The sequence below is a fragment of the Sphingoaurantiacus capsulatus genome, from assembly GCF_042648405.1.
GTDB lineage: Bacteria > Pseudomonadota > Alphaproteobacteria > Sphingomonadales > Sphingomonadaceae > Sphingoaurantiacus > Sphingoaurantiacus capsulatus.
The window spans coordinates 1-3945 of the sequence record NZ_JBHRXV010000016.1 but is presented as its reverse complement, the minus strand read 5'-3'; the positions used below and the strand labels follow the sequence as shown (position 1 = coordinate 3945).

The window sequence follows — 3945 nt, the reverse complement described above, 5'->3', positions numbered from 1 at the left end:
CAACAAGCCCACTGAGGGAATCCAAATTCGATTCAGAGGAAAATCATCCCGCTCTAGCGGCGGGGCGGCAAACGCTGCCGGTCCTCTTTCTTGTCATCCCCGCGAAGGCGGGGACCCACTTGAGACCAAAGCTGACCCTCCCCGCTCACCCTGAAGCTTGTCGAAGGGCGAGCCTGCACGACAGGTCGAGCGCGCCAAGCCTGCTTCGACAAGCTCAGCATGCGCGCTTGAGGGTGATCGAAAGTGGGTCCCCGCCTTCGCGGGGATGACAATCAGAAAGTGGGCGCGACCCGCTTACGCCGCCAGCTTCGTCCACGGTCCCTTGATCGCGAGGGTATAACCCGGCGCGTAGATGTTGACGAACATCGTACCGCCGTCGGGCGAGAAGCACACACCCGCCAGCTCGGCATTGTCCGGGTGCGCGTTGCGGCCGATGGTGCGGATGCGGCCGTCGGGCGCGACCAGCCGCAGATATTTGACGGTGCCCTCACCGTCCTCGCAGATCACCAGATCGCCCCACGGCGCGACGCAGAGATTGTCGGGCATGTCGAGCAGCGCGCGGTCGTTGGGCTCGATGAACAGCGAAATCTCAGCCGCCGCGTCCTTCTCGCCCGCCTTCCCTTCGGCGGCGGACGGCTTGTAGCGGAACACCTGTCCCTTTTCATTGGCGCCGCCCTCGGTGCAGGTGAACCAGATCACCCCGTCGTCGCCGATCGCCAGCCCCTCGCCGCGCACGAAGCGGGTGGCGCCCTTCGCGCCGCCGCGGTCGCGCAGATCGTCGTCGGGGGCATCGACGCCGTCGAGGTCGATCCAGCGGACAGGGTGCGCCGCGCCGAGCTTCCACGCGCCGTCGCGGTTGGCGCTGTTGGGGATGCCGTCGACGACCAGTGCCTGCAGCCGGCCGCCCTTCGCGAGCTTGCCCGGCTGGGCGGGCAGGAAACGGTAGAACAGCCCGTTCTTCTGATCCTCGGTCTGGTAGACGATGCCGGTCTTCGGATCGACGACCGCCGCCTCATGATTGAAGCGGCCCATCGCGCGCAGCGGCACCGCCTGGATGAGGTCGGTGGCGCGCGACGGCACCTCGAACACCCAGCCATGGCCGTCGGCGAGCTTGTTGACGAAGGAGCGCTTCGGCTCCTCGCAGGTCAGCCATGAACCCCAGGGCGTGGTGCCGCCCGCGCAGTTGCGCAAGGTACCCGCGAGGCTCAGGTGGGTGCGTTCGGCCGCGCTGTTGTCGGCGTTGAGCAGCACCGTCGTGGTGCCGCCCTTCGCGACCGGGCCGGTCGACGGATTGAACATCTTCGCCTGGATCGCCGGGGTCAGCAGCTCGTTCTTCGCGCCGAACGGGCCGTTGCCGTTGTAGGGCCAGAATTCATGGTTGCGGACGAGGATGGTGCGGCCGCCGGGGCCGGCGAAGGCGCCCATCCCGTCGAAGCGGCCCGGCGTCGGCAGGCCGTCGGCCATGCGCTGGCCCATCTCGGAGATCACCGTGTAGGTGAAGCCCTCCGGCAGGTCGAACAGCTTGTTCGGGTCGGGCACCAGCGCGTGCGCGACGGCGGGCAGCGGCTGGCCGATGGCGGCGCGCAGACCGGCGAGCGCGAGGCCGGCGGCGCCGGCGCGGAGCAGGAAGCGGCGATCGATCATGATGGCTTGTCCTGCAACCGGGGCGTGACGTCGATGTGACTAGGCGACGCCGAACGACTGGCGGACGCCGTCGACGACGAACTGCGCGGCAAGTGCTGCCAGGATGACGCCGAGCAGGCGGGTGATCATCGCCTCGAGATTATGGCCAAGCTTGCGCATCAGCGGCCCGGCGGCGAGCAGCGCAGCCAGGGTCAGCAGCAGGATGAGGCCGAGCGCGCCGAGCACGGCCGCCATTTCCACCCAGCCCTCGCTGCGCGAGGTCAGCAGCATCACCGAGGCGATGCTGCCCGGGCCGGCGATCATCGGGATGCCCATCGGGAACACCGAGATGTCCTCATGCTCCAGCCCGGCGTCGGCTTCCTTCGCCACCTGTTCGGCGCGGTTCTGGCGGCGCTCGGTGCGCTTCTCGAAGACCATGTCGATGGCGATCAGGAACAGCATGATGCCGCCGGCGATGCGGAAGGCGTCGAGGCTGATGCCGAGCGCGTGCAGCAGCGGCTCGCCGAGGAGCGCGAAGAACAGCAGCACGCCGGTGGCGATACCGACCGACTTCCACGCCATCTTGCGCTGGTGCGCCGCCGAGGTGCCGGCCGTCAGGCTGTTGAAGATCGGCGCGCAACCCGGCGGGTCGATCACCACGAAGAAGGTGATGAAGGCGGAGATGAGGATTTCGGTCATAGCCCGGCCGGTGCCTCCAGCCCTTCGCGGCGGTGCGCGGCAACGAGCGTGTTCCTCAGCAGGCAGGCAATCGTCATCGGCCCGACGCCGCCCGGCACCGGGGTGATGTGACCGGCGACCTGCGCGGCTTCGTCGAAAGCGACGTCGCCGACGAGACGGGTCTTGCCTTCCTCGGCGCCCGCCACGCGGTTGATGCCGACGTCGATGACCGCGGCGCCCGGCTTGATCCAGTCGCCGCGCACCATCTCCGGACGCCCAACCGCCGCCACGACGATATCGGCGCGGCGCACCACGTCGGCAAGATCACGGGTGCGGGAATGGGCGACGGTGACGGTGCAGCTCTCGGCGATCAGCAGCTGCGCCATCGGCTTGCCGACGATGTTGGAGCGGCCGATGACGACGGCGTTCAGCCCGGTGAGGTCGCCGAGCGCATCCTTCAGCAGCATGACGCAGCCCAAGGGGGTGCAGGGCACGAAGCCGTCGGCGCCGGTGGCGAGGCGGCCGGCGTTGATGACGTGGAAGCCGTCGACATCCTTGTCGGGATCGATCGCGGCGATCACCGCCGCTTCGTCGATCTGCTTGGGCAAGGGAAGCTGGACGAGGATGCCGTCGACCTCGGGATTGGCGTTGAGCTGCGCGACCACCGCCAGCAGTTCATCTTGAGTGGTGTCCGCCGACAACTTGTGTTCGAACGATTCCATCCCCGCCTCGACGGTCGATTTACCCTTCGAGCGGACATAGACCTGGCTCGCCGGGTCCTCGCCGACCAACACCACCGCGAGGCCGGGCGCGCGGCCGGCCTTTGCCGTGAAAGCCGGCACCGCGTCGGCGACACGCGACCGCAGCCCCGCCGCGAACGCCTTGCCGTCGATCAGTCGTGCCGTCATGCAACCAGTCCTTCGAGCCTCGCGACGATCGTTTGCGGATCGCCGGTCAGCCGTATCTGCTTCACCCGCGCGGTCGCGCCGGCGACGATTTCGACATCGCGCTGTTTCAATCCCAAGGCTTTCGCCAGCAGCCGTTCGACTGCCGCGTTGGCGGCGCCGTCGGCGGGCGGCGTCGAGACCCTGAGCGCGAGCAGCGCGCGTCCGTCGGCTCCGGTGGTTAGTCCGTCGATGGCATCGCGTCCACCCTTGGGGGTGACGCGCACCATCAGGCGAACGCCGTCGCCATCAGCACTCCAGGGAATGGCGGTCAGAGGCCGCCGACGAGCAGGCCGCCGAGCAGCACATCGCGCACGAAGATCAGCGCGATCACCAGCACCGCCGACGACAGGTCGATGCCGCCGAGGTCGGGCATGAAGCGGCGGATCGGGCGCACCAGCGGATCGACCAGCCGGTCGAGGAAGGTCAGCACGGTGCGAACGAACTGGTTGTGGGTGTTGACCACGTTGAACGCGACCAGCCAGCTCATGATCGCCTGGGCGACGACGATCCAGATCAGCAGGGTGATCAGCATCATCAGGAAGCCGATGAGCGAGATGAGCATTAGGGTCTCCGAAAGTTGGTGCCGTGCTTATGGCTGATCTAGTGACTGTACTGGTCGGCTGCAACACCCCCGACCTAGGCTCCGGACTCAATTGCACCAGTAGATGATGGTTGCGGCGATGAGGGCTGCTGAGAG

At 67.7% G+C, this 3945-nt stretch carries 5 protein-coding genes; all 5 read right to left on the bottom strand.

Annotated elements, in window-relative coordinates:
* Positions 1 to 294: 294 nt before the first annotated feature.
* The 5 genes from ACFOMD_RS18045 to ACFOMD_RS18025 are packed head-to-tail and all read right to left on the bottom strand — an operon-like array spanning position 295 to position 3810.
* Positions 295 to 1644, bottom strand: a complete 1350-nt coding sequence (locus ACFOMD_RS18045; RefSeq protein ID WP_380864120.1) for an alkaline phosphatase PhoX — start codon at positions 1642 to 1644, stop codon at positions 295 to 297.
* Between the two features lie 39 nt (positions 1645 to 1683).
* Complete coding sequence (locus tag ACFOMD_RS18040) at positions 1684 to 2322, bottom strand: MarC family protein (protein WP_380864118.1); 639 nt, start codon at positions 2320 to 2322, stop codon at positions 1684 to 1686.
* Entirely contained in the window at positions 2319 to 3209 is an 891-nt protein-coding gene (folD, locus tag ACFOMD_RS18035; RefSeq protein ID WP_380864116.1) for a bifunctional methylenetetrahydrofolate dehydrogenase/methenyltetrahydrofolate cyclohydrolase FolD, read from the bottom strand. Before folD ends, ACFOMD_RS18040 begins: the two co-directional genes overlap by 4 nt.
* The gene (locus ACFOMD_RS18030; protein WP_380864123.1) at positions 3206 to 3511 is read right to left on the bottom strand and encodes a DUF167 family protein; all 306 of its coding nucleotides are present in this window, start codon (positions 3509 to 3511) and stop codon (positions 3206 to 3208) included. Before ACFOMD_RS18030 ends, folD begins: the two co-directional genes overlap by 4 nt.
* Before the next feature lie 5 nt (positions 3512 to 3516).
* Entirely contained in the window at positions 3517 to 3810 is a 294-nt protein-coding gene (locus tag ACFOMD_RS18025; RefSeq protein WP_380864113.1) for a YggT family protein, read from the bottom strand.
* Between the last annotated feature and the right edge of the window lie 135 nt (positions 3811 to 3945).